Genomic DNA, 23,047 nt, shown 5'->3' with positions numbered 1-23,047 from the left:
ACGGATGCCTCAGCGAGAAAAGCTGACCCAGACCAGCAACACCACAATAATACGAGGAGCAATCGAATTGGGCGGTCGCTCATGCGGATAGAAAACAGGCGTGATACGTCACGATAACACACTCACATCAATAATAGGGGTCTCGCGTCATTCCCCAATCCTCCCGTCCGCCTTCCTCTACCAATGCGAGGGTATCAAGCAGGTCCGAGGACACATGATCCAGAAAGCGTGAGGGCTTCGATAGCAACATCCCGCTGGTCTTGTCGTACACATTGATGGGGTATGTCATAAATAAATGCCGCTTGGCTCGCGTCACGGCCACATAAAAAAGCCGCCGCTCTTCCTCCAGTTCATCGTCGGCAAGAAAGGAATAGGCGGAAGGAAACCGGCCGTCGACCACCCAGATCACAAAGACACACTGCCACTCCAACCCCTTCGCAGAATGAATCGTCGAGAGTACCATCCGTTCATCATCGCGATCAGGCGCTTCTACATTCACGGCACTTCCATCAGGCGGTTCCAGCGCCAGATCGGCAAGAAATTCGTCGATGCCATGGTACCCATCGGCGATCGTATAGAGGTGGTCGAGATCCCTTGTGCGCTTAGGGTAATCGTCGTACTGGTCCTTGAGGATCGGGAGATAGTACTCGTAGATATGATTGACCTGTTCAGCCGGTTTCCGATCGTCTGATCCAGCGAGACTCTCCAGCGTGTTGGCCAGGTTCTTGAGACCCTGGCTGGAACGGCCACTCACTCCGCGCAACACGTCATAGGGTTGCTCAGCTTTCACAATCGCAGCGAGCAAATCCTGGGCCTTCTTCGGCCCCACCCCTTCCACCAATAGCAACACGCGATGCCAGCTCACCGTATCAAGGGGATTTGCGACGACTCGCACATGGGCCAGCAGATCCTTGACATGAGCTGTTTCGATAAACTTCACCCCACCGCGCTTAATGAAAGGAAGCCCCTTGCGAGACAGCTCGATTTCCAAATCAAAAGAATGGAAGCTTGAACGAAAGAGGACCGCCACCTCACTCAGCGGCACCCCTTCTTCACGAAGCTCAAGAATCTTCTGCGCAATGAATCGCGATTGCGCATGTTCCGCAGCCGCTTCGACCAACGCCGGCAATGGGCCATCGATCTTTCTAGTAAACAGGCGCTTCGTATACTTCTCAGCCGCTTCATCGATAATGCAGTTTGCGAGGTTCAAGATCGGCTGGGTGCTGCGATAATTTTCTTCAAGTTTATAAATCGTCGTGCCCGGGAACAGCACTGGAAAATCCATGATATTTTTAAAGGTCGCACCCCGGAACGCATAGATCGACTGCGAATCATCCCCAACCACCATCACATTCTGATGCGTCGTCGCCAGCTGACGGATAACTTCGGCCTGCAACCGGTTCGTATCTTGATACTCATCGACGAGGATATAGCGATACTGGCGGGAAATATGTGTGCGTGCCGTCTCGTCCAGCAACAACAACTGCCGCAGCATGACCAGGAGATCATCGTAATCCAACAGCTGTTTCTGTCGCTTCGCAGCTTGATACGCCTTCTGCAACCGACCGAGATCTTCCGAATGATCCGAGAAGTGGCTGAACTCTTCTAGGATAATCTCGTCGAGGCTGCGCAAGGTGTTTTCACTCTTGCTAATCATTTCCATGATCGTCCCCTTGCGGGGAAACCGCTTATCTTTTTCGTTGAGCCCCTGCTGCGCTCGCACAAGAGCGATCAAGTCTTCCGCATCGCCACGATCCAGGATTGTGAACCCAGGCTCAATGCCGATCGACCGGCCATTGCGGCGCAATAGCATGTTCGCAACGGAGTGAAACGTCCCGCCACAGACCCGCTGGCTGCTCGTCCCGATCAGATCGCCAGCACGTTCCAACATTTCCTGTGAAGACTTGCGCGTGAACGTCAGCAAGAGAATGTTCGACGGATCCACGCCGGAGTCGATCAGATACGCGACGCGATAGACCAGCGTGCGCGTCTTGCCACTCCCAGCTCCCGCAATGACTAACGACGGCCCATCACCCGCCGTCACCGCAGCCAGCTGCTGAGAATTCAGCGCCGCTGCGTAGTCGATCGACAACTTGCGCGGCACGGCGTCCTCAGTAGGTCGCTTCAGTACATAGGTTTTGACGTCTCGTTCCATGAAGGTATTCGAAGAGAGTAGCCGCTAATTTTCGTTATTCAGAAAAGGTCGTTGTATACCACACTCGACTTCCCTTTCCTATCCAGCGACCATTGCCCAAATGTTAAAGGTCAACCACACGACAAAGGCAATAGTTGCTAGCAAGAGCACCACCGTGCCCCCGATGATACCGGCCACATAAAACCAATCAGCATGGGTTTCGCGATCCAGCTTCATGGCGGCTTCACGAAGCAGTGCAGCATTTCTCGTGTGACTCTTAAACCAGATTGAGAACAGATCTCCGGCAATTGGCACTGCCCCAATCGTCCCGTTGATGAGCAGATTGAGACTCATGCGGGCCAGGACAATCCGAGGAAGTTGCAAGCGCGTCGCCAGCCCGAGAATCACCGTGCCGATGAGATTGGCCAGAACATCACCGATGCCGGGAATCAGTCCGAGCAACGGATCCAACCCGATATGCCACGACGTACCGGGAATCCTGATCGTGGTATCCATCACCTTGGCGAGCATGTCCGCAATGGTGATCAGATGCTCGCGCGCCTCATCACGCGGCAAGACCTGAACCCGAGGCTCCGACTCCGCATTTCGCACTGAGCTGAATTCCATTTGGAGAGCCCTCTGATTCCGCAGGGCTCACTCTATCGGATGGGGTGAGCAAGGGCAACACAGATGGATGTGTGCCAGTTAAAAAGGCAAAAAGCGATCTTACAGGAGCTTCACAGCCTGTACCGTTCACACCCTGGTAGCTCATCCATTCCTTCCTCGCTTTAAATACCACTCTCGTCTCCGCTATAATCCCCCCTGCTCTTGAGCAAACCTATGGCCACCGCTAATACTGCATACCAAGACCAACTTCGCCAGCTGGCTGAACTGATGCTCGCCGTATCAGGCGAGTCGGTCACGATGATGAAGCGCACGGCGCCTGAGCAGGCGCTCAAGCTCAAGCGGCAAGAGGAGTGGGGCATCTACCTCGAATTCCTCAAGATTATGTTCAATCTCACGGACCGGCTGGTGGCCCTGCACATCCCGTTGAAAGACCAGTTGGAGTTCATGAACGGGCTGGAAGATGCCGTCACCCAACAGCTAAAACGTGCGCTGGAACCAGCGTTCGGGAACAATGCGGATCAGATGGAAATCGTCATGACCATCGGCACGACCGTATCGGAGAGTCGGCAGGCGTACGAGCACTACAAGTTCCTGATCACCGAAGACTCCAAGACGAAGAACGAGATGTTCCGCGACTTCGGCGACAAAGTCGCCGAGGGCCTCGGCGCAGCCGGCAACGCGCGGCTCAGTTCCGCGGCGACGCTCTGCGCCAGCGCGGTCGTGCCGGCGCTCAGCGCAGTCCTGCAAGGACAAGCTCCTCCCTCTCAGGAACCGTCGCAGATTGTGCTTCCAGCTGTCGAGATATCGACGGAACAGAATAAGTCGACCGGCCAGGAGATCAAGCTGGTCAGTTTGATGTCGAGCGTGTCGGGCGAAGAAGTGGAGACCCGGTGGGGACTCCACCCCCGGTTCCGTGAGGACCTCACCACATCCGAGCTGCAGCAACTCTCTAAACTCCTGAACCGGGTTGCAAAAATCCTTGGCGAACGTTATGCCGCCGTGGCATTCTCCAAAGACTGGGCCTCGTGGCATAAGGCTGGGCACGCCTGATCGCAACCGGTGATCGCCCGTCATGAGCCGATCCTGATTACCTGATCTTGACCAAAGGAGTGCTTGTGGATTCTTCTAACGCGGTAAACAGCTCTCTCCCGCAAACCCTCAATCGTCTACCCGAGCTAGCACAAAATCTCTGGTGGAGCTGGACGTTGGAAGCTCGCCAACTGTTCGAGGTGATCGATCCGACTCTGTGGTTTCTCACGCACCATAATCCGGTCAAGCTTCTGTCCGATGTCAGTCCAGACCGGTTCACGCACTTGGCCGAAGACCCGTCGTTTCTCCGCCAATACTCGGCAGTGTTCCGCCTGTTTGACGAATATCTGGCCAACAAGAAAAGTTGGGTCGGGACACACCATACTAATCTGACGAAGTCGACGATTGCGTACTTCTCGGCCGAATTTGGATTGCATGCCTCCGTACCCATTTATAGCGGTGGTCTCGGAATCTTGGCCGGAGACCATTGTAAGGAGGCGAGCGACATTGGCTTGTCATTCGTCGGAATCGGATTCATGTACCCGCAGGGATATTTCCGCCAGCGAATCACGCCAGAAGGGTGGCAAGAGGCGGCCTATGCCCCGTTCAACCGCGACGAATCTCCGGTTCATCTGGCCCTGACTCCGTCGGGAGAGCCGTGCCGGTTTGCCGTCGAGATGGGCGGCCGCCGGGTGACCGCGACTGTCTGGAAAGTGCTGGTGGGGAGAATCTCGCTCTTTCTCATCGATACGGACGTGCCGGAAAACAGCCCGGAGGATCGGGCCCTCTCCGCCCGTCTCTACGGTGGGGACCAAGAAATGCGCCTCTGTCAGGAGATCTTATTGGGGATCGGCGGCGTGCGCATGTTACGCGCGCTCAATATCTCGCCATCGATCTGGCATGCCAACGAAGGGCACTCGGCCTTCCTCACCTTGGAGCGGGTACGTGAGTTTGTTCAAAAGGGGTCGTCCCATGCCGAAGCCTGCGAGCTGGTCCGTCAGAGCACCGTCTTCACCACGCACACCCCTGTACCGGCCGGGCACGATGTCTTCCCGCACCATCTGATGGATCGATACTTTGCCGGTTATTGGGAACAACTGAGCCTCTCGCGTGACGAGTTCCTCCGCCTTGGAGAAACTCCCGAGTCGCACGGACACGGCTTTAATATGACGGCGCTAGTCATGCGCCTGTCGGCCCACGTCAACGGCGTCAGCCGCGAACATGGCCGCGTCTCACGAGAGATGTGGCAACACTTCTGGCCGGGGTTGCCGGCCGACCAAGTCCCCATCCGCAGCGTGACCAACGGCATTCATGCGCCAACGTGGGTCTCGCCGGAGCTACACCATCTCTACAGCAAGTCGCTCAGCCCAACCTGGACCGATACCTGCGATGATCCAGCCATGTGGCAGCGGGTGATGGACGTTCCCGACCACGAGCTGTGGGCGGCCCGACAAGCGATGAAGCGGAAACTGATGGGGTTTATCCGTGAACGAGCTCGAGGTGGCTGGATGCATGGACATCTTCAGCCGTCTCAAGTACTCACACGCGGCACACTCCTGGATCCCGAGGCTTTGACCATTGGCTTTGCCAGGCGGTTTGCGACGTACAAACGGGCCACCTTGCTCTTTCGAGACCTGGAACGACTGAAAGCACTCCTCCAAGACCGCTGGCGGCCGGTCCAACTCATCTTCGCCGGAAAGGCCCACCCGGCCGATGAACCGGGGCGATACTTCATTCACGAAGTACTGAACTTCTGCCATGACCACAAGCTAGGCGGTCGCGTTGCGTTCTTGGAAAACTACGAGATGCATATGGCGAAATATCTTGTCCAGGGCGTCGACATTTGGTTGAACACCCCACGCTTTCCGATGGAAGCCAGCGGCACCAGCGGCATGAAAGCCGCCCTGAACGGCGTGTTGAATCTCAGCGTCGTCGATGGCTGGTGGGTGGAAGGATATAATGGAGCCAACGGGTGGGGCATCCAGCCACTCAGCGAACAGGCCGACACGAAGGCGCAGGATGATCATGATGCCGAACAGCTCTATCGCGTATTGGAACAAGAGGCTGTGCCGCTGTTCTATCAGCGTGATCGTGACGGGATCCCTCGAGGCTGGCTCCAGATGGTCAAGGAATGTATCCGTACCATCGCGCCCCAGTTCTGTACCACGCGCATGCTGAAGGACTATGTTGGTCTGATGTACCGCGCCGCCACGGCGCGGCCACCGACGACATGGTGACTCGGTTCGACGCAGCGGATCGCTCGCTGATACGCGACCAGGGCGTCACCCCGACTGCCATGACGCGTATCATTGGCGCGCTCATGCTGATTCTCAGCACAGCGCCTCTCCTTCCTGCATCGGCAGGAGCCCCTGCCACGGTCGAATCGAAAGCCGCGGCCCTCTTCAAGGCCGGCGACTACCCCGAAGTGACCGCTCTCTACCGAGGTCTTCCACCGGACGTGACACCCTCGACCGCATTCCTCCGGCTCTCCTTGCTGAGCTATGTCCGACTTGGACGAACAGACGAAGCCCTGGCCATCCATGCGAAATTGAACCAGACGGGGCAACCCTCCGATGCTTCGCTGCTTCGCCCATTGGCACTCGGAGTGATCACCGGCCACGTTCGAGACCGAAAAGAGCATGTTCGTATTGCGGCCTACTCGGCTCTTGCGGAATTGGGCTTGCCTGAGACCTCGGCAATTTTAGAGGATGGCTTACTGGACGCGTCGGTAGTCGTACGCGCGCGCGCGGTCGAGGCGATCGGAAAAGCCGGACTCGCAGCGAAATCCGGCGCCGTGCGTCGCGCGTTGCGGGATGACATGCCGACCGTCCGTATCGCTGCGATGACGGCGCTCGGGGAAGCACAAGCCACTGACGTTCAGCAGCCGTTTCTGGATATCGCTCGAACTGAAGATGGGCCTGAGGCCATCTTCGCCTACGCCGCCCTGTTCAAACTGGGGCATACGGAAAAGCTGGACGATATCACCAGCGCCGCGACCCTGCCGGACCCAGAGACGAGGATGGCCGCACTGGGGGTATTGGGACGCCTCAAACGTCCGGCCAGCCTGGCGATCCTCTCCCAAGCTGTGTATGATCCTGATCCATCGGTACGCGCGTTCGCTGCCGGAGCACTGGGAGAATTTGGCTCCGCTAGCGGCGTGGCTCCGCTCACCCACGCAATCGGGGACGAGATAGCGATGGTTCGCGGTGTCGCTGCGGCAAGTCTTGGAAGGCTCGGCATCAAGGACAATCGGCCCTTGCTGCAGGCACTCACGAGAGACCCGAATAGTCATGTCCGTGCCAGCGCCACAGAGGGATTGATTCGCCTGGGCGATCCCTCCGCCCTCACGCTAGCCACAGAGTTGGCTGGGCATTCCGACCCTTCTATCCGTGGCGCAGCGGCACAGGCCTTGAGTGCTTCCTCCGAGAAAGACGCCCTGGCGGTTCTCCACACGCTCTTACAGGACCAGCAGCCACTTCCTCGCCTGATGGCCGCCAAGGGATTGCGGAAAAGCAGCGAGAGTGCCATCCCGCTCCTAGTAAAGGGCTTACAAGATTCGGATGAGGCCGTGCGTATTGCGAGTGCGAACAGCCTGCTCCAACAGTTGACCCGGTTAAGCTCATCCAAACGTCGCCACTAACCGAGGACCGCGATGGTTAAATTTTTTGCTGTTGTCTTGCTGCTCATTGGGGCATTCGGAGCGGGCTACTATCTCGGACAACGGCCCGTCGGAACGCTTCAGCGAACCGTCGCAGAACTGCAACAGTCATTGAAGGATATGTCCAGAAACGTGTTGGATACGACCCTTGGAATCGAGCGCGATCTCCGCAGGCGTCAGGGACTCGTGGATGCGAAGTCTCGATTGGTCCAAGCGAAGGCGCACCTCGTCGATCGTAATTTCGGTGACGCAGCGAAAGAAATAGCCGAAGCTATCACAGCCGTGGAAGCCGCCACAAAAGGAACCAAGTCCGACGATGCAACCAATGCGCTACGAGACATGGCCGGATCGCTGCGGGAGGTGAAGTTGGAAATTGTGACGGGAAAACAGGTGTCAATGAAAAAGCTGGACGATCTCCAGCAGAATATGAATCAACTCTTGAATAAATAACTCAGGCGTTGGCCGGTTGAGTCTTCCACTTCGCTAGAATTCGCTCCACCCGCATCTTAACCACCATATCGGAATCCTTGAGCAAGGGCTTCATCGCCTCGCGGCCCCGCTCGTCACCGATCGACTCCAACGCGGCGGCAGCCGTCAACCGCGTAAACCAGTCTTTATGACCGAGCATCCCGATCAGGGGATCAATGGCCTCACCGCTCTTGATCCGCCCCAACGCGAGGACGGCACACTTACGGACATTTTCGTCCTTATCACGAAGGGCACCGATCAGCCTCTCGACGGACGGCTCACCCAGTACGACCAAAGCATCAATGGCATCGTCTTTAAACTCATCGTTCCGAAGCTGAAGCATCAAGGGATCAAGGACCCGTTCGTCACGGATTTTCCCGAGCGCAGCAATCGCGTATTTTCGTACTTCCCAGTCGCGGAGCAATTTGAGAAGAGTCTCGACGGCGGGAGAGCCTACCTGCCCCATCGCCTCGATAGCGACCTCTCGAACCTGCCAGTCACCGTCGCGTAGCGCGCGGGCCAGCGGTTCGACACACCGTTCATCACCCATCTCGCCCAGAGTAATGACCGCTTCGCGGCGGACCACCCAGTCAGGATCACTCAGCAGATCGACCTGAATGTCGATCTCATCCTTGACCTGCTCTTCATCAAGCGCGACCGTATCTTGACTACCCGCTCTCTCATCGATAGCGGAAGACACAGCCAGCATCTGATCGGCTACACCACCGGCCAGCGGCTCGTCACCAGCTTGCTGGGTGAGAGGGTTGATGCCCTGGGGAGGATGTTTCGGTTCTTCTTCCATGGAATCAGAGCCTGGCATGACTGTCACCACGAAAAGACTAGGCCTATGCAGAGGTAGCTGCTGCGCCTTTGCTTCCGGCCGCTCGTTTCTTCCGCTGCACCAGTGCCCGCCGTTTACGCTGTTCCCTCTTCAATCGTTTCTTCAGTGAGCGGAGATCGGCGCCTCCCTCCTGGTTGCCTTGATCGGTCAGCTTTACGCCGATCTTCTTCTTCAACTTCACTTCATCTGGTTCCTCTGCGCGCTTCTTGGCCATCGCTCCATGCCTCCCCTTCGATAAACTCACGTATTGTCAGCTACTGATGGGAACGATGCAGTCTAGTGGAGAGCTTTGCACACTGTCAACCTGGATGAGACCAGTATGGTCATCATCGCGCGTATACAATTACAGGAGTGCGTGGCCGACAAACCAGCGGGCCGGGAGGTCCGCTGATGGTAATCATCCAGATAGACCTTAGTTGAGGAGCAACGAGGCGACCGGAGTGCCGACAGGATGAGTGACCGCGAGCATGGCAACAGCCCAGCGATTCCGCCTTGCAATCCAGAGATCGCCAAGGAAATTTCTAGCCGGAGAAGCCATCCCAGGCGACGCCCGATGGGTCCACGGCTGCGCACCAACAAGAAGCGAGGCAGTTCGATCTGAGAATTGTTCTGATAGCAGCATCAGCTCCGGGCGGCGTTCGCCGACAATCTCAACCTGCACATAGGCCACCCCTTTATGCTCCACACCCAACTGGACAGCCGCACCATGGGAAAGATCGAGAATCCGCCCTTTCTCATAAGGACCACGGTCCGTGATCCGGACATAGAGATGCTTACCATTCGTCAAATTCACCACACGCACCACGCTGCCGAGAGGCATGGTCCGATGAGCAGCCGTCAGCGCTTCCATATCGAACAACTCGCCGTTCGCCGCTTGTCTGCCATGAAACTGTTCACCGTACCACGAAGCGACTCCTCGATCTTTGATCCCAATATCCAATTGCATATCCCCTTTGGGAACCCACGAGCAGGCCCCCAATGATAAGCATAGGATGATCGCAAAGGATGTGGACGACGACGAAAGCCGACTGTGATGAAGCTCAGTCTGCATGCTGGGTATCCCCTCCCTCTTGACGGTAACAACGAGACCACTGGTCGAGTCAGGGTATAAAAGGTATGGGACTTCGACAATACCGACTGGAGTACTCGGCTCCCCCACTTCCGTATGGAGCTCCTCTCTGTAAGCGAGAGGATGACTGTGGGGAAAATTCAACGGATAGGCTTCTATATAAACGAGCCAGGATTTAAATTCAACACCTGTGTAGATCATACGGATCCGGAAACGACAGGGAGACATCGTTCAGCGATCAGGCTCCCGACATTGCGTAGATGACCCATCAGGCGTGATACTCATCCTACTACCCCTATATTGACTGCTTTGAACGGAGTGAGTAAGATCCTCCGTCAAGGAATATGGTGTAGTTTCGAGAGCGGTACCACTCCATTCTCCGCAATTGTTCACACCGATACCACATTCGTGATCGACGTTCACAACATCACCAAGCGCTACGGGCATCACACCGCCATTGATCGCGTCACCTTCTCGGTGGCCAAGGGCGAGGTGCTGGCGTTCCTTGGTCCCAACGGGGCGGGCAAAACAACCACCATGCGGATCTTAACGTGCTTCATGCCGGCGACCGAAGGCACGGCACGCGTAGCGGGGTTTGATTGCGCCGACCAGCCATTGGAAGTGAAACGGCAAATCGGCTACCTGCCGGAAACACCGCCGGTCTATCAAGAACTCACAGTGGCGGAATATCTGACTTTTGTCGGCCGACTCCGTGGAATCACGGGACCGAAACTCTCGTCTGCGCTCGACCAATCAATTGGACGACTTGAGCTGGGCTCCGTCCGCCATCGGTTGATCGGCAACCTGTCTCGCGGTTATCGTCAGCGCGTAGGGCTGGCGCAAGCGCTCTTACACGATCCCCCGGTGTTGATCCTTGACGAACCAACGGTCGGCCTTGACCCCAAGCAGATCATTGAAATCCGAGAGCTCATCAAGAGCCTGGCCGGCTCGCATTCCGTAATTCTCAGCACCCATATCCTTCCGGAAGCGACCGCAGTCTGCCAACGGGTTGTCATCATCAATCAAGGCCGTATCGTTGCGGAAGATACCCCTGAACAGTTATCGGCCCGATTGCGTCAATCGGAGAAAGTTTCGATTACCCTCAAGGCATGCCCAGCGGACTGCGAGATGAAACTTCGCGCGATTCCCGGCGTGCTCAATGTTTTTCCCGGACAGGCAGGAGGGAGCTTTCTTCTCGAATGCGAGCTGGGCCGTGATCTGCGGGACGAGATCGCACGTGTAGCCGTGTTGAGCCAGTGGGGATTGCTTGAGCTCCGCACCGTGTCGATGACGTTGGAAGACGTCTTCCTCCAGCTCACGCGCCACGAAGACCACCTCTCCGAACCGCCTGAGGCCGCCGTCAGCATGGTCTCAGCCGAAAAGACAGAGGCGTAGCCTATTATGACACCGGTGCAGGCCATCATCGCCAAAGAACTGCGCGGTTACTTCGTCTCCCCCATTGTCTATGTGGTCGGCGCGGTCTTTCTGTTCATCTTCGGGCTGCTCTCCTACCTCTACGTTGGTTTCGCTGGAGCGCAAGCCATCCAATTGATGCAGATGCAGCAGGGGGGAATGGCCCAAATCAACTTGAACGATCTGGTCTTCCGAAATCTGTTCGCGAGCATGCGGATCGTCCTCGTGATTATTCTGCCCATCCTGACCATGCGATTGTTCGCGGAAGAGCGCAAGCTGCGGACTTTTGAGTTTTTGATGACCTCACCGATCAGGATTCATGAAATCGTCGTCGGCAAATTCGTCAGCGTGTTCCTAATCTATCTCGGCCTCGTCGGGCTCACGGTATTGGTTCCCACAGTACTGATGCTGTTCAGCGACTTCGACTGGAATCCCATCTGGACCGGCTATGTGGGCATGGTGCTGCTGGGAGCCCTGTTTCTTTCCGTGGGCCTGTTTGCCTCGGCGCTGACGGAAAATCAAATCGTCGCCGCCTTTGTGAGCTTCGGCCTACTCCTGACCATCTGGTTAATCGCTGGATTGGGGAGTCTCTTCGGTGATACCACGGCAGGCCGCGTCATCTCGTATGTCTCCTACATGGAACATTATGAGCGTCTGGTGCGGGGATTGATCGACACAAGCGATCTCCTGTACTTCGGAAGCGGATTGGTACTCATGCTGTTTCTCACACATCGGGTCGTGGAGTCGACACGCTGGAAATGAGCCTCAAGTCCTTTCCTCTCGGCATTCTCGGAGTCGTGCTTGGCCTCGGCGGCATGATCACGTACAGCCTTCGCCCTGACTGGCTGTGGGCCGTCACGATCGTGGAAGGGCTGGCGCTGGTCTGCCTCGTCCTGTTCTTCGTTTTTCATTTTGAGGCAGTCAAGGCGTTCTCCGGTCGACGCTCGACAAGGATGGGGCTGAACAGCTTTCTGATGATCGTATTGTTCACCGGCATCTTGATCATTGTGAACTTTCTGGCCTCTCGACACTCGATACGTTGGGACCTCTCAGAAAATCAGAATTTTACGCTCGCCCCACAAACCTACCGCGTACTTCGCGGCCTGCCCCACGACATTAAAATTACCGTCTTCACGAGAGAAAAAGATCCCGGCTATCAAGCATTCAAAGAACGACTGGAGAGTTATCGGCAAGCGTCTCCCAAGCTCAGCGTAGAATTCATCGACCCGGAGAAACAGCCGAAGATCGCTCAAAGTTATGGAATCTTCCGGACAGACACCGCCATTTTCGAGAGCAATGGCCAGACGATCCGCGTCACCTCTCCCTCAGAGGTTGAGCTGACCGGTGCGCTGATCCGTATCTCCAAAGATGCCAAGAAACGCATCGTCTTCGTCGAGGGCCACAGCGAATTGAATGTCGAGGACAAGGACCGCAATGGGCTCTCCGCTGCCAAAGAAGCGCTCATCCGACAGGGCTATGAGGTCGGCACACTCTCGCTTCTTAAGGAATCAGCCGTGCCGGATCATACCGCTGTACTGATAGTGGCAGGCCCCCGCCGCGCCGTGATGAAAGACGAGCAGGACCGTATTCAGGCCTACGTCGAGAAGGGCGGCCACCTCTTGGTGTTGGCCGATCCCGATACACAGACTGGACTGGAATCATTGCTCGCCCATTGGGGACTAGGTCTGGGGTCGGGGGTGTTGGTCGATCTGCAAGATCGGTTGGCCCAGGGAGATCTCACCGCGCTGTTGGTCAGAACGTTTACCGAGCATGAGATCACGCAAGACCTCAACTCCGCTGTGCTGTTACCGTTATCCCGGCACGTGACGTTCGACGAGCAGGTCGGAAAAGACTGGGACTTTGTACCACTGGCCCGTACTTCGCCGAATAGCTGGGCTGAAATGAACATGCAAGGCCGGGTCGTGAGCCTGAACGAAAAGGAAGACGTGAAAGGACCGCTACCTATGGCGGCCGCGCTGGCACCGAAGAAAGCCCCGGAGGAGGGCACACCTCGACCTGCTATCGTGGTTATCGGGAACTCCACCTTCGTCTCCAACGCCTTTTTCAATTTCCCCGGTAACAGCGACTTTTTTCTCCACACGATCGGATGGCTGGCTGAGGAACGGGACTTGATGTCCATCGCGCCAAAGGAACCGGCGTTGCACCCGTTCACGCCCAACCCCACCCAAGAACGGGCGCTGATTTACATCCAAGTTGTGTTCCTTCCATTCGTGACGCTGCTTACCGGCATCATCGTGTGGAGAAAACGCCGACGATTATGATAGGCCTTCGTCACATATCTTCTGCAGGATGGTCAAAATGGCTGTCCAGCAAGGCCGCAGCGAGTGAAGGGCCGAGGCGTACTCTCTGGAGTACGTTGAGGGTCTGAACGATGCGAGAACGCAGCTGGCGGCAATTTTCACCATCCTGATATGCGCTACTGGCCGACTCTACTCATGTTCCTCGCGCTGGCTGGCCTCGGAGGCTATCTCTATCTCGTGGAGTTTCCCGCCCAGCAGCGAGAAGAAAAACAGGACCGTGCACAGAAACAAGTCCTGCCCTTCCCCGAAACCGCCATCACCGGACTCAGGATCACCACCGCGCAGGGGCCTATCGAATTAAAGCTGGCAGAACCTGGTAAATGGTCGATTGTGGCTCCGCTTCAAGCAGATGCCGATCATCGCGAAGTGCAGGCGCTGATTCGAGCGCTCGTGACAGGAACCGTCACCAGAATGGTCGAGGAGCAGGCGACACAGTTGGCGGCCTTCGGGCTTGAACAGCCGGTGACCACCCTCACCGTCATGGCCGGGACACAACACGAGACAATTTCAATCGGCGACAGTGGTCCGCTGTCCAATACCCTCTATGTGCTTCGGGCATCGGACCGGAGCGTGTTACTGACCAACCTGGCGCCGAAGGACTTCATCAATAAGTCGTTGATGGCATTCCGTCGAAAAGAGCTCTTGCGGTTTGTCCAGAATGATATCGAACGGGTCCGCTTGACCTATGCCACCACCGAAGTCGTGCTCTACAACATGGCCAAGGATAAGCCGAAGCCGTCGTGGAAGATCCGCTATCCCATCGAAGCCGAAGCCGACCAGAACGAAGTCCGCTCCTTGATGTTTCGGTTGGAAGATCTGAAAGCACTCGGCATCATCGATCCAGGTCCTGAACGAGACAGCGTGGCCAAGACTCTGACGACCCCCAAGCTAAAAATCACGCTGCATACGGCAGCCGGTGATCAGTCCGTCCGGCTGTATCAACCGGACCCCCAGAGCGGAGAAGCCATCGCGGAGACCACCGCCGACGGCCCGCTCTATCGCATCAACCCTATACTGATCAGAGATCTCACGAAAGAACTCTTCACGCTCCAGGACAAACGGCTGCTCGGCCTCGACTCCACCGACATCGCCGTGTTGTCGGTGAAGACGAGAGAACATCAGTATGTCTTGATCAACCAAACTGGCGAATGGCTGCTCGAAGATCAGCCCACCGAGAAGATTAGCCAAGAAGCGGCAGATCTCTTTGTCAGCCGGGTCGCGAATCTTCCCGCAGAAGAACGCGTCATGAAACAATCCGCACCACTGGCCCCTTACGGGCTACTTGCGCCCGCCGCAGAATTTGTGGTGACGGGCAAGGACGGCCAGACCACAGGGAAACTGACTCTCGGCAACAAGGCAGGCAATCTCCTCTATGCCACCGGCCAACGTCTGCAAGGAGTCTTTCAGGTACGCCCGGATCTCCTCACACAGATCCCCTCCAAGGCCGAGCTCCTCGCCAAATCGCAGGGCGCTTCACAATCCGGGCACTGACCGCTCAACGCGAAGCATATCCTACACACGCGCGCCGACCGACAATGGCAATGCCACCGCCATGCAATCATAGGTTCAGCAGCTAGCCTCTTCGCCTCACAATGACGGCAAACCCTTACCTATGTAGGGCTCGACCGAATACGACCTCTCTCGTAGTATCAGCACCTACAGTCAGGCTGTATAAGCATGAACCAGTCCGTCACTCCTCCATCACAAGAAAGTGATCGGCGTTCTATGAAACAGAACTTCATATCCCCAGGACAATGGCTCGTCACTGCCCTGTTCCTTGTCATCGGCTTAAGTGCCTACGGCTGCGCAGACACGGCGTCGGTATCGGAAGACGTCGCAGCACCCTTGTCCAACCTGACGGTCACCCCTGGAACCCTCCAACCTGGGTTTTTGGCCAATACCACGAACTACGCGGTCAATGCGCCGACATCCGCGACCAGCGTCACCGTGACCGCCGTCCCCAAAGACAATACGGCCACGGTCACGATCAATGGGATTGTAACCGCTGCGGGGCAGGGACGATCTGTCGCGCTCGGCTCTCCGGGATCGACCACGACCATCCTCATTGTGGTGGAAACACAGACTGGACTTGAGACCACCTATACCGTCACGGTTACGAGACTCCTATCGAGCGACAACAATCTGTCCGCCTTAACGGTGACACCAGGCTCCTTGACTCCCACCTTTACATCGAGCACCTTGGATTACACGGTGAACGTGGCAACCACCGTCACCAGCATGACCGTCTCCGCAACTAAATCAGACTCGAATGCCATGATGACTGGCTCGCTAACTGCAGGGGCAGGAGTCGCGACAGGACAAGCCACCAATGCACTTGGCGTGCCAGGGACCTCCACCCCTGTGACAATCACCGTAACCGCTCCGAATGGCAGCGCAAACACCTACCGTATCACGGTGAACCGAGCGGCGCCTTCGAGCAACAATAATCTGTCGGCCTTGAGCGTAACGCCGGGTACCCTAGACCCCACCTTTGCTGCGAATACACTGAGCTACACGGTAAATGTGGAAACCACTGTCACCAGCGTTGATGTTTCGGCAACCAAGGCCGATGCAAATGCCGTGATGTCCGGTGACGTCACAGCCGGAACTGGAATTGCCACAGGCCAAGCGACCATCCCGCTCGATGGGCCAGGGACAAGCAAGGTGGTATCGATCACCGTCACTGCACCCAGTGGAGCCTCTAAACCCTACACCATCACCGTAAATCGCGCCGCATCGAGCAACAATAATCTGTCGGCCTTGACGGTAACAGCGAATGCCGTGGTGCAACCGTTGGCTCCAGATTTTAATGCGAACAACTTACCCTACACGGTAAACGTAGCCACCGACGTCACGGAAGTGACTGTCACGGCAACCAAATCGGATCCAAATGCTGTTCTGTCCGGGTCGATCGCAGATCCTGGAGCAGGGCAAGGGACCGGTCAAGCAACCATTTCTCTGAACGGAGCAGGAACACCCACCTCGATATCGATCACCGTCACTGCACCAAGTGGAACCTTTCAAACATATACCGTCACAGTAAACCGAGCGGCGCCATCGAGCGACGCCAACCTGGCGGCATTGACTGTGACAGGAGCCCCCTTGGTTCCTGACTTTGCTGCCAATACCACGATCTACACACTGGATGTTCCATTCAGTGTCGACAGCGTGACCGTCTCGGCCACAAAATCCGACTCGAATGCCGTGATGTCAGGTGACCTAACAGCCGGGACCGGGGTTCCAATAGGTCAAGAGACCTTTCTACTCATACCACTGTTTCCCAGAACAGTATCGATCACTGTCACGGCTCCGAATGGAGACTCAAAGATATACTCTGTGACGATCACTCGCGCATTCTTCTAGCGACGCTTCAAATCCGCCTAGACCGCTTCGCTCCATCATGATCCGAGGATGGTCCATAAGGACGTGTCCTATTTCCCCTATACCAAAGTAGGGGTAGACCAACCTTTAGCAGTTTCGTATTATCCAACCCATTTATATTGAGGTTCATGCTAATGGACCTGCCACATCACGCCTCTGGAGAAAGAGACTACATCGCCATGCGTACCTTGACCGTCGTGAGACAGTATCTCGCTGCCGCGTTTCTCCTTGTGATCGGTGTGATCGCCTATGGCTGTGGCGACTCAGCGACGGTAAACCCCGTGGTGGAACTTGCGAGCCTGACGGTCGACCCCGGCACGCTCCAACCAGCTTTCAGCGGGGGAACCACCCAATACACTGTTGATATTTCCAACAACATCACGAGCGCGACCATAACCGCTCAGCCTGCTGTGGCTGGCGACAGCGTGACGATCAACGGACAGGCCACGACCAGCAGCGTGATTCCGCTGGGCGCGGCGGGGATAACAACTCCCGTGAACATCGTCGTGTCAGAGACAGGCACGAATTCGAGAACCTACACTGTCCTTTTCGTGAGAGCTGGCTTAACTGGGAACAACTCGTTACAAGACCTGAGCGTGTCGCCCGGGACCCTGGATTCCGAATTCACTGCGAACGATCTCAACTATTCAGTCGACGTTGCCAATACTGTCGGAAGTATCAGAGTGACCCCCACGCTTTCCGATCCAGCCGCGACGATGACGGTGAATGGACAAGCCACCAACTCCGGGCAGGCCCGTACGGTAACTCTCAATCCTGCAGGCCAACCCACTAACATCCCGATTGTTGTGACCGCGCAGAACGGAACCCCGAAAACATACCAGGTAACGGTGAGTCGTGGAGTATCCGGTAATAATAACTTGCAGGGTTTGACTGTATCACCAGGCACCCTGGACCGCGCCTTTCTTGCGAGCCGGACGGGCTATACAGTGAATGTGGCGAGCACCGTGGTCAACATCACCGTCACGCCCAGGGTGCAAGATCCTGCTGCAACAATGACCGTGAATGGGCAAGGCACCAACTCCGGCCAAGCTCGAACTATTCAGTTGGGTGCAGAGGGTTCGAACACACCTATCATTATTACTGTGACAGCACAGAACGGCACCCAGAAAACCTACACAGTGGGTATCAACCGTGCCGCCCGTAATGGAAACAACAACCTCAGGATCTTAACTGTGTCGCCCGGGACCCTGACCCCCTCATTCGATGAGGGCCTACTAACCTATACAGTCGATGTGGCCAACAACGTCGGAACCATCAATGTAACTCCTACTCCCGACGATTCCACTGCCACAATGACGGTGAATGGGCAAGCCATCGGCTCAGGGCAGTCCCGCACAGTATCCCTCAACCCTGCAGGTCAAGACACTAACGTCCCCATCGTCGTAACGGCACAGAACGGAAATGCGAAAAGCTATTTGATTACTGTGAGTCGTGGAGTCTCCAGTAACAATACTCTGCAGAGCTTGACCGTTTCACCGGGGACCTTGAACCCGACTTTTAGCGCGAACAGAACGAGCTATACGGTGAATGTGGCGAGCACCGTGACCAGCGTGACAGTCACGCCCAGGGTGCAGGATGGCACTGCCAGCATGACCGTCAATGGACAACCCTCCACCTCCGGACAAGCTCAAACCATTCAATTGGGTCCAGCGGGTTCGAACACCTCCGTCATTATTATTGTGACGGCACAGAACGGCACTCAGAGAACTTACACAGTGGGTATCAATCGTGCCGCCCTTGGTGGGAATAACAATCTGTCGGCGCTAACCGTATCACCAGGTTCCTTGGACGCTACCTTCAATGCAAACGATCTGAGCTATACGGTGGAGGTGGGGAGCAGTGTATCCAGCATAACGGTCACGCCTACGCGGCAGGATCCTAATGCAACGATCACCGTGAATGGGACACCCGCTACGTCTGGTCAGGGCCGTTCCATTACGTTGAATGGAGCAGGATTGAATACCTTGATCAATATCGTAGTGACCGCACCCAATAGCAGCCAGAAACCCTATGCCGTCACTGTCGAGCGTGCCGCCCTTGGTGGAAACAACAATCTGTCGGCATTGACCGTATCACCGGGCACCCTGAGTCCCCCGTTTAGCGCAACCAGGACTAGGACTGACTATGCCGTAAACAACGTCGGCAGCAGCGATACCAATATCACTGTGACCGCCACTCCCCAGGATTCAAGCGCAAGCGTGACGATCAATGGACAAGGGGGGAGCTCCCGTTCCATCTCTCTCCCAACTGGCCCATCCCAAACCGAAATAGACGTTCGTGTGATTGCGCCAAACAGCAATGATAAGACGTACTCCATTACCGTCAACCAACCAGCGCCCGCTTCACCACCAGCACCGACAAGTGCACCGGACCTGATACCAGAGGATGACTCCTGTGAACCTGGTATTCCTGATCCTGCTGTGTGTGCCCCGGGCACTAGTAAGGATGACAACGTCACTAACGTCACAGCGCCGAGCTTCACCGTGGCCCAGCCAGCAGCAGGAGAAACCCCAACCCTCTATGTTGATGGGAGCATAGCCAAGCAAGGATTTGACTCGGGCGCCAATACCCTCACACCGACAGCAGCATTGAGTGACGGGGTACACACAATTACCAGTACCGTGACTAATGCAGGGGGCCTTGAATCTCCCCAGAGTGCGTCCTTGACTGTGACCATCGACACCGTAGCCCCTGGGCCATAGCCCCTGGGGCACGGTGTTGGCCACACCGACAGCGCGACTGTTTCGGCAGCAACTAACTCCGACGCACCAGTTTTACTCGCCCAATTTGACGTCTTGACCTCACCGGTCGGATTGGCTATATCTGTCACTCCTGCTTCGCCTCAGTAGACACTCGAACCCTCCCGTCGTTTCCGCCTTAGCGTTTGGGTTCGCCAGAGTACACAGGCTCATCACTTCACGTATTAAGGGAAAGTGACCGCCGCATGATGGGACGTCCGTTCACCATTGCCGTGCAATACCTAGCCGCCATTGTTTTTATCGCACTTGGTTTGGGCACGTATGGGTGTGGCGATTCCGCCACAGTCTCGGAAGGGCCACCCGTAAGACTCTCTAGCTTAGCGGTCACCCCTCCTGGAGCCCTTCAACCGGCTTTTTCCTCCAACGTCACGGATTACCGAGCCACGATATCGACGACCGATAGCAGTGTCATAGTAAGAGCCACCCCTGAAAGTAGCACTGCCTCGATGACGATCGATGGGCAGCCGGCCGGCACTGCCCAGGGGATCTCAGTCACGTTAGATTCGGCCCCCTCGACGAAGAGCATCTTTATCCGCATCACGGACCAAAGCGGAGCGCAGACCACGTATGTGGTCATTGTAACCAGACCGGCCTCAAGCAATACCGATCTCCGAAGTTTATCCCTGTCGCCGGGCCCCCTCAACCCTGCGTTTAGGGCTGGCACAACAAAGTATACGGCACAGGTCGGCAGCGGCACGGCTCGAGTCAGCGTCACCGCAACTCTTCAGGACCCAACAGCGGCGCTCGACGTGGATGGCCAGGGCACTATTTCTGGGCAAGCCCGTGCCATCGACCTTGGAGATCCTGGATCGAGTAAGGACATTACCATTGTCGTGACAGCCCCGAATGGGAGTCTAAAGTCGTACCTTGTGACTGTGGTGCGAGCCGCCCTCGGAGGAAATTTCAATCTTGGGAAGCTGACCGTGTCGCCGGGTACGCTGGACCCTTCCTTTACGGCGAACACCACGAGATATACGGTCAATGTCGGCAGCGGCACTGACCGCGTGGTGGTGACCGCAACTCCACAGGAATCAAGCTCAACTCTACAGGTGAATGGACAAGTTGCCAATTCAGGTCAGGCACGTACCATCGACCTTCAAGATCCTGGCTTGCCCACAGACATAGAAGTTCTCGTGATAGCACAGAATGGCAGTCGGCAGCCGTACGTCATCACTATGAACCGAGCAGCGCTTTCGGCTGATAACAACTTGAAAACTCTCAGCGTGACACCAGGCACCCTGGCTCCTGCCTTTGCTCAGGACCAGCTGCCCTACACCGTAGACGTAGCCACCGGTGTCTCCAGTCTCACCATCACCGCAACGGTTCAGGATTCAAATGCCAGCTTGATGATTGATGGACAAGGAATCAGCTCCGGTCAACCACGCAAGATTTCTCCGCTGGCGCCCCCAGGATCGGACACGCTCATCACCATCCTCGTGCGAGCACCCAGTGGAACTGAAAAGACCTACACGGTCACCGTAAAACGACCGCTGCCATCAAGCGATGCCGCGCTCTCGGCTTTGACGGTGAGCGCAGGCACCTTGAATCCCAGCTTTGCCGCCGGGACACTGAATTATACGGTCAACGTCCAGGCCAGCGTCGACAGCCTAACGGTAACGGCGACCAAGTCTGATCCGAATGCAGTGGCATCCGCATCAGGGTCCGTGATCGCCCCACCAGGCGTTGCAACCGGAAGCGTGAGCAGTGCACTCGGCTTAGGAACCACGACCCTGTTCACGATTACCGTGACCGCACAGGATGGAGTGACTACAAGACCGTACACGATCAACGTCTTCAGAGATTCTCGCTAGACATCATGCGAGTTACCCTCATGGTTTTTCCCAGGGGGTTGTGAAATCCGGTGAACGAACAGGCCGACGACGGCAAGGAGAACCGGCATAGGAATAGCTCTCCATCACCGACGGGTATTCCCTCTCGCACCATTGCTACCCTTCCTAATCTTTCGATCCATCCGTTGACCTCCGCCAGTTAGAGGCCACCCTGCACGCGCCCTACTTCTCCATACGCAAGTAGGGATAGATCTATTCAGGAACCCTTTCGTAATATCTGCCTCTACCCTTCTGGTTCACACAGGCGGCTGGACCCAACAGTCTACGCAGCACAAGAAAGTGATTGGGTCCATCATGCAACGCTTCTACCTCATCCCAATACGACATGTGGCCATCACTCTTTTCGCCGGAGCCATGGGCTTGGGTCTGTATGGCTGTCAAGATACAGGATCGATTGATCCAGGCCCTCAACTCGCCGGCCTCTCAGTCTCCAGCGCATCGCTCCAACCTCCGTTCGCTAGTGAAACGACCGGGTACATTGTTGACCTACCCAGTGCCACTCCTGACCTCACCCTCTCGGCAACGAAGTCTGATGCGAATGACGTGTTGTCTGGTGCGATCACTGCCCCAGCAGGGCAAGCCACCGGACAAACAACGATTTCACCCCCTGGCCCTGGATCGACCAAAGATATCTCACTGACCGTCACGTCCCCAGATGGAAGAGCCAAGATATACACGATGACCCTGAGAGCGATCACCCTTGGCGGGGATAACACTCTTAGGAGTTTGACCCTGTCGCCAGGTACCTTATCTCCTCCTTTTTCTGCAGGAACTCAGAACTACCGTGTGAACGTCGCCACCGTTGTTACCGAAGTGACCGTCTCCGCAACCAAGTCTGATGCAAATGCCGTGATATCGGGTGATGTGCCAAACGAAGGACGAGCGACAATCATACTCAACGGCCCAGGAACAACGAAGGTTGTGTCGATCGTCGTCACTGCGCCGAATGGAACCTCAAGGACCTATACCGTCACCGTCGTACGAGCGGCCCCTTCGAGCGACGATGCTCTATCTGGCTTGACTGTGAGCTCAGGTTCCCTCGATCCAGATTTTGCATCGGGAATCTTGGACTACCAAGTTGATGTGGCTAATAATGTGGACAGTGTGATCATCTCCGCAACGAAGTCTGATCCAAATGCGATGATGTTCGCGTTTGGATCAGTGATCGCCGCGGCAGGGACACAGACAGGACAAGTATCCGTCCCACTGAGTGGGAAACGCACCGACGCGGACATTACCGTTACGGCACAAGACGGTGTGAGTTCAACGCCCTACACCATCACTATCATCCGCGCTCGCCGGTAGACCGTAGCCCGCGCTTCAAACCTGAGCGAGCACAAGACTTTTTCTCTCACGCACACATCAAAGCAATTTGTCTCCGCAGTGAGTGAGAGACCCGCGAGACAAGGCTGTTCGTCAACCGCCTCTCTCGCACCATTCACAATCTTCATATCTCTGATCTGATCTGTTGACCCG

Annotated in this window: 17 protein-coding genes; 12 read left to right on the top strand and 5 right to left on the bottom strand. The window is 56.3% G+C overall.

What is annotated here, in order from left to right; all coding sequences use genetic code 11:
• Window positions 1-127 precede the first annotated feature (127 nt).
• Both E8D52_14370 and E8D52_14365 read right to left on the bottom strand, forming a co-directional pair.
• The gene (locus tag E8D52_14370; protein TKB66866.1) at window positions 128-2,155 is read right to left on the bottom strand and encodes an ATP-dependent helicase; all 2,028 of its coding nucleotides are present in this window, start codon (window positions 2,153-2,155) and stop codon (window positions 128-130) included.
• A gap of 78 nt (window positions 2,156-2,233) precedes the next feature.
• Complete coding sequence (locus E8D52_14365) at window positions 2,234-2,761, bottom strand: DUF4112 domain-containing protein (protein ID TKB66865.1); 528 nt, start codon at window positions 2,759-2,761, stop codon at window positions 2,234-2,236.
• Between the two features lie 213 nt (window positions 2,762-2,974).
• Between E8D52_14365 and E8D52_14360 the strand changes: the two genes are divergently transcribed.
• The 4 genes from E8D52_14360 to E8D52_14345 are packed head-to-tail and all read left to right on the top strand — an operon-like array spanning window position 2,975 to window position 7,898.
• The gene (locus tag E8D52_14360) at window positions 2,975-3,811 is read left to right on the top strand and encodes a hypothetical protein (protein ID TKB66864.1); all 837 of its coding nucleotides are present in this window, start codon (window positions 2,975-2,977) and stop codon (window positions 3,809-3,811) included.
• Between the two features lie 59 nt (window positions 3,812-3,870).
• Window positions 3,871-6,027, top strand: coding sequence for a glycosyltransferase family 1 protein (locus E8D52_14355; GenBank protein ID TKB66954.1), 2,157 nt, complete (start codon window positions 3,871-3,873; stop codon window positions 6,025-6,027).
• Window positions 5,922-7,430, top strand: a complete 1,509-nt coding sequence (locus tag E8D52_14350; GenBank protein TKB66863.1) for a HEAT repeat domain-containing protein — start codon at window positions 5,922-5,924, stop codon at window positions 7,428-7,430. Before E8D52_14355 ends, E8D52_14350 begins: the two co-directional genes overlap by 106 nt.
• Window positions 7,431-7,442: 12 nt before the next feature.
• The gene (locus E8D52_14345; GenBank protein ID TKB66862.1) at window positions 7,443-7,898 is read left to right on the top strand and encodes a hypothetical protein; all 456 of its coding nucleotides are present in this window, start codon (window positions 7,443-7,445) and stop codon (window positions 7,896-7,898) included.
• Window position 7,899: 1 nt separating this feature from the next.
• On the opposite strand, the gene E8D52_14340 is transcribed toward E8D52_14345, so the two are convergent.
• The 3 genes from E8D52_14340 to E8D52_14330 all read right to left on the bottom strand — a co-directional run bounded on the left by E8D52_14340 (window position 7,900) and on the right by E8D52_14330 (window position 10,054).
• Entirely contained in the window at window positions 7,900-8,736 is an 837-nt protein-coding gene (locus E8D52_14340; protein TKB66861.1) for a HEAT repeat domain-containing protein, read from the bottom strand.
• Window positions 8,737-8,761: 25 nt separating this feature from the next.
• Window positions 8,762-8,971, bottom strand: coding sequence for a hypothetical protein (locus E8D52_14335; protein TKB66860.1), 210 nt, complete (start codon window positions 8,969-8,971; stop codon window positions 8,762-8,764).
• A gap of 198 nt (window positions 8,972-9,169) precedes the next feature.
• On the bottom strand, window positions 9,170-10,054 hold the full coding sequence (locus tag E8D52_14330) for a septal ring lytic transglycosylase RlpA family protein (protein ID TKB66859.1): 885 nt from the start codon (window positions 10,052-10,054) through the stop codon (window positions 9,170-9,172).
• 180 nt (window positions 10,055-10,234) lie between these two features.
• Here E8D52_14330 and E8D52_14325 point away from each other — a divergent pair, with 180 nt between their 5' ends.
• The 8 genes from E8D52_14325 (at window position 10,235) to E8D52_14290 (ending at window position 22,876) form a co-directional block, all read left to right on the top strand.
• The gene (locus tag E8D52_14325) at window positions 10,235-11,221 is read left to right on the top strand and encodes an ATP-binding cassette domain-containing protein (protein ID TKB66858.1); all 987 of its coding nucleotides are present in this window, start codon (window positions 10,235-10,237) and stop codon (window positions 11,219-11,221) included.
• A 6-nt stretch (window positions 11,222-11,227) separates the two neighbouring features.
• The gene (locus E8D52_14320; GenBank protein TKB66857.1) at window positions 11,228-12,001 is read left to right on the top strand and encodes a hypothetical protein; all 774 of its coding nucleotides are present in this window, start codon (window positions 11,228-11,230) and stop codon (window positions 11,999-12,001) included.
• Window positions 11,998-13,521 (top strand): hypothetical protein, encoded by a 1,524-nt coding sequence (locus E8D52_14315; protein TKB66856.1) that lies wholly within the window; start codon window positions 11,998-12,000, stop codon window positions 13,519-13,521. The genes E8D52_14320 and E8D52_14315 overlap by 4 nt, the downstream gene beginning before the upstream one ends.
• Before the next feature lie 150 nt (window positions 13,522-13,671).
• The gene (locus tag E8D52_14310; protein ID TKB66855.1) at window positions 13,672-15,051 is read left to right on the top strand and encodes a DUF4340 domain-containing protein; all 1,380 of its coding nucleotides are present in this window, start codon (window positions 13,672-13,674) and stop codon (window positions 15,049-15,051) included.
• Window positions 15,052-15,237: 186 nt separating this feature from the next.
• Complete coding sequence (locus E8D52_14305) at window positions 15,238-16,923, top strand: cadherin-like beta sandwich domain-containing protein (protein ID TKB66854.1); 1,686 nt, start codon at window positions 15,238-15,240, stop codon at window positions 16,921-16,923.
• 146 nt (window positions 16,924-17,069) lie between these two features.
• Window positions 17,070-19,664 (top strand): cadherin-like beta sandwich domain-containing protein, encoded by a 2,595-nt coding sequence (locus tag E8D52_14300; protein ID TKB66853.1) that lies wholly within the window; start codon window positions 17,070-17,072, stop codon window positions 19,662-19,664.
• A 242-nt stretch (window positions 19,665-19,906) separates the two neighbouring features.
• On the top strand, window positions 19,907-21,532 hold the full coding sequence (locus E8D52_14295; GenBank protein ID TKB66852.1) for a cadherin-like beta sandwich domain-containing protein: 1,626 nt from the start codon (window positions 19,907-19,909) through the stop codon (window positions 21,530-21,532).
• Between the two features lie 333 nt (window positions 21,533-21,865).
• On the top strand, window positions 21,866-22,876 hold the full coding sequence (locus E8D52_14290) for a cadherin-like beta sandwich domain-containing protein (GenBank protein TKB66851.1): 1,011 nt from the start codon (window positions 21,866-21,868) through the stop codon (window positions 22,874-22,876).
• Window positions 22,877-23,047 lie beyond the last annotated feature (171 nt).

This window comes from Nitrospira sp., assembly GCA_005116745.1.
Lineage (GTDB): Bacteria > Nitrospirota > Nitrospiria > Nitrospirales > Nitrospiraceae > Nitrospira_D.
This window is presented reverse-complemented; position numbering and strand designations above follow the sequence as displayed.